4 protein-coding genes, 1 tRNA gene and 1 pseudogene are annotated in these 3,855 nt (G+C 40.4%); 2 read left to right on the plus strand and 4 right to left on the minus strand.

Annotated features, from left to right (window positions below; translation table 11 throughout):
• Positions 1-471: 471 nt before the first annotated feature.
• Positions 472-544 (plus strand) — tRNA-Gln (locus PX484_RS00690).
• A 1-nt stretch (position 545) separates the two neighbouring features.
• On the opposite strand, the gene PX484_RS00695 is transcribed toward PX484_RS00690, so the two are convergent.
• From PX484_RS00695 to PX484_RS00705, 3 genes are all read right to left on the minus strand, one after another.
• Positions 546-1,595, minus strand: coding sequence for an AI-2E family transporter (locus PX484_RS00695; protein ID WP_002801426.1), 1,050 nt, complete (start codon positions 1,593-1,595; stop codon positions 546-548).
• A gap of 28 nt (positions 1,596-1,623) precedes the next feature.
• Positions 1,624-1,770, minus strand: coding sequence for a hypothetical protein (locus PX484_RS00700; protein WP_216628725.1), 147 nt, complete (start codon positions 1,768-1,770; stop codon positions 1,624-1,626).
• Between the two features lie 491 nt (positions 1,771-2,261).
• The gene (locus PX484_RS00705) at positions 2,262-2,447 is read right to left on the minus strand and encodes a hypothetical protein (protein ID WP_085983396.1); all 186 of its coding nucleotides are present in this window, start codon (positions 2,445-2,447) and stop codon (positions 2,262-2,264) included.
• Here PX484_RS00705 and PX484_RS00710 point away from each other — a divergent pair.
• A pseudogene (locus PX484_RS00710) lies at positions 2,436-2,768 on the plus strand (IS5/IS1182 family transposase); the annotation flags it as partial. The gene PX484_RS00705 and the pseudogene PX484_RS00710 sit on opposite strands and share 12 nt — an antisense overlap.
• Positions 2,769-3,131: 363 nt before the next feature.
• Here PX484_RS00710 and PX484_RS00715 read toward each other — a convergent pair.
• A partial coding sequence (locus PX484_RS00715) for a bluetail domain-containing putative surface protein (RefSeq protein WP_288102657.1) occupies positions 3,132-3,855 on the minus strand: 724 nt, incomplete at its 5' end.

Consider the following 3,855-nt stretch of genomic DNA (forward strand, 5'->3'; position numbering starts at 1 on the left):
GGATTATCATTAATCGGTTTTAAGTAGGGAGGCACAATTATTTGTAGGATGGGTTAGCAGTAGCGTAAACTATGCGGGCGTTGGGTTTCATGCTTCAACCGTTCGGCAAAAGCTCACGGCCGAAGCCCAACCTACGTTGATCTTATATTTAATTCCACCCACCTACTTACTGTTTACTTAATAATCTCCACTGATCAGATTATCGCCGACCTCCCCCCCCATTCAGAACCGTGCTTGAGATGTTCACCTCAGACGGACTTAGTTTGACTGCTCTCTGGTTAAGGATACAGCTTGACAATGATTGTCTGGGCTAACTTCAACTTGACAGACCAGTAGTTCCCACTATAGCTTAGTTTGAGGCTCAGGCGGCCTCCTGATTCTACCCTCGGATGCCACAGTAAGCAAAAAATTTTTAGAAACTTCTTGACAAAACCAGGGAGATAAATGCTAATATTAAAAAGGTCTGTGCAATGGGGATTAGCCAAGCGGTAAGGCAGCGGGTTTTGGTCCCGCCATTTCCTAGGTTCGAATCCTAGATCCCCAGTTTAGTATTTTTTATTCCCAATCCGCCAATGATCGAGAATATCCTTGATCAAAGCTTCCTTTAGCCAAATACGACCGATAAGCGCCAGGGGAACCGCCAGAAATAGCCCTAAAAAGCCAAAAATCGAGGCAAAAAACAACTGGGCCAACAGGGTAAAAGCGGGTAAGAGCTTGAGCGACCGCACTGTTAAAATGGGCAGCGGTGAATGATGGTCGAAATATTGAATTAACAGATAAATACTGCTGTAGAGCAGTAAAACTGCCCAGGGTTGCCAGGGAGCTTCCAGAAGGGCGATAGAAAAGGGTAAAATCGTGCTTAAAACCGGCCCGAGGTTGGGGATAAAGGTGAGAAATCCGGCCAGAATAGATTGGGAAAAAGCGAGGGGAATGCCAATCAGGGATAGACCCAGGCAACTGCCCAAGGTCATAATCAACATATGACAGAAAATCCCTTTTAGCCAAGCTTTTAAATCTCGATCGCAATCTTCTAGGATCGATCGTACCCGAGGACGGTAGAAAGCGGGAAATAAACGCAGAAAACAACGGTGGTAAGCGGCAGGATCGGCGAGAATCATCAAGCTCAGGGCAACAATTAGCAGTAAGCTGAGGATAATGCCGAAAGTACCGTAAAAAATGCTCAAACCCCGGTCAGCAATTTGGTTAATCAGGGGTTGTAATTGAGCGAGCAGCGTTTTAAAGTCCGGGAAGACACTGGCCAGACTAGGATCGAGATAATCCTCAAGACGATGCAGTTGTCCCCAGAGTCTTTCTATAGCTTGGGGTAATAAACTAAATAATTGGCGAAATTGTTGAACTAAAGCGGGTATAATCCCCACAAAAATACCGATAATACCAATAAAGAAGCTAAAAAGAGTGATAATTAGGGCGTGGGAACGTTTGAGGTGATGACGCTGCCACCAAGTCACAGCCAAATTTAAAATCTGAGCCAGAAGAATCGCCATCAATAATAATAAGAGAATCTGTCGAATTTGCCAGAGAATCAACAGACAAAAGACTAACAGGACTAAACCGAAGCTACTGCCAAAAGTCATGATAAGCAAGGAGAAAGGAGAAAGATTCCTAATCAGTTATTGTCCGTCTCCAGAGGGCAAAAACCGTGAGCAGAAAAGGAGTAAAAACCAGAATTAAAGTGTTAAGAGGACTGGGAGTGAGCGATAATAAAGGGGCAAGATATTTAATTCCCAGGGAAATCAAAGCCGATATCAAGATTATTTTTATAATAAAGCCGCTCATAGATCAGTTTTTAGGTAACACAAGCACTATCTTATCCCTGAAGAGGGTAAAAATTGGTCGAAATGTGGAAATTATCTGCCATCGGTTTTATAGACCTCTTGCATAATTTTTTTATGGTACGATAGACGGTTTTGCTTTTTTCTCGATTTTTAGATTGGTAATTAGGCACCTCAATAAGCATCGCTTATTGAGAATGATAAAGCTCAAAAGTGCTGAAAACACAGGGTTTTTGAGATACGCAAAAAATAGTTTCTTTGAACTATCGATCATGTTATGTCAATAATAGTCGCTAGAACTTAAGTTTTCCCTAGCTTGTTGAGAATATCCCTTTGCCGAACATTTGTATTGTTTTTAGAGAATTCCTTAACTTATAAGGGTTTCAAGGATTGTCTTTGTCAACAAGGCTTCCTTGTTGCGGTGACTAATTACTTAGATGGAAGTCGAAAAAAGAATAAAATGTGATCTTAGGTCAGGAAATCATCTATACTTTTGCTATATTTATGGCTCTCTTGGGTTTGGTGGGTAAAATGTATTCTAAGATACAGTCTTGCTGGCGAGCGAGTGGAACGAACCACAAAGACACGAAGATCGATCGCTATTATATAAGTTAAACTTATCACACAAAGAATAAGAGAGCCGGCAGCGGTCATGATTTTAGTTTATTTAAAAAAAGTCGAGTTCGTTTTCATTCTTTAACTACCAGCATAGAAGACAGTAGTTATCAGGGAATAGCTGCATACCATAGTAATAGTTATACACCGAAAAAGAAACCGAAAAATGGAAAATTAAAGGAGTATAACAAGGCTTTAGCCAAAGAAAGGATTATCATTGAACCTATAAATAGTAAACTCAAAATCTTGAAAATATTATCCTGTAAATATCGGAATCGTCGTCGAAGATATAGTTTAAGAGTTAACTTGTTGGCGGCTATTTATAACTGTGAGTTAGGGATAGGTATAGCAACTTCTTAAAAGTTGCCTAAAGATTAATCAAGTCAAGGAGAATTTATTCTCAATTTTTATAATTGAGATAGTTTGTGCCGCTTAAATAAAGAGGTTTTGATAACCAAATTAAAGCAGCTCTAAAGATTTTTGAGTTAAAAGTTAAACTTCAAGTTTTCATTCAGGACTAATGTACTGGTTAACTAATTTTCCCAAAAAAATTAGTTAACCAATCATTATAACATATAATTAATTTGCAAGAGTTCTATTGCACGATTACCTGACTTTCATCATCAAAGACAATTAATTTCACGCTCTGGTTCTTTAGCAATACCTGCCCTAATTCTATACTAAAAACACTGTTAAAAGGGGAGAATTAATCCCCCCATCAATCTAGACAAAGAAACTATTGACCGCAATAGTACCGAGCGCCGGGAAAGCACCCGTTAACCCGGTGAGATTAATCACCAAATCATTAGCACTTTGGAAACCCGCCGTACCGTCGTTGATAATTAGGTAAGTAGAAGAACTATTGTCCCGCACTAAAACAGCACTGTTAATTCCGAGAGCTTGATTTCCGGCTGTTGCCCCATCAGCATCGGTAAAGACGTTAGTAACAATGGTGTTAATATTGGTCGTGGTGCTATCTGTTGCCCGGGTAAAAGCGAGAGGGGCATTAATTGCCGCACCAGATTGACTAAGCAGGTCAATTTTATCAGTACCAATAGCAAAATCCGTAACTCGGTCTAGGGCTGTCGAGGTGGACTGACTAAATTGGAAGATGAAGATGTCTGTCCCCACCCCACCGGTTAAAGTATCGATTCCAGCAGCACCATTGAGGGTATCATTACCTAAGCCACCAATTAGAATATCATTGTCCACAGTACCAGTGAGAATATCATCGTTTGATGACCCGATAATGGGTTCTGGGACGTTAGCAGAAACCGCTAGAATACCTAGGGAGGGATTACCAATCTGATTATCACCGTTAAAGTCTTGTTGGAAGTTGGTTTCTTGAGTAAAAGCTTCCGATGAGTTTAATCCCCACCATCCGCTTGAAGATTGCCAATTCCAGTTATTATCTAAAGTCCACAAGTGGAGATAATTACCATCGTTA

The organism is Microcystis sp. M49636_WE2 (assembly GCF_030065375.1).
Taxonomy (GTDB): domain Bacteria; phylum Cyanobacteriota; class Cyanobacteriia; order Cyanobacteriales; family Microcystaceae; genus Microcystis; species Microcystis aeruginosa_C.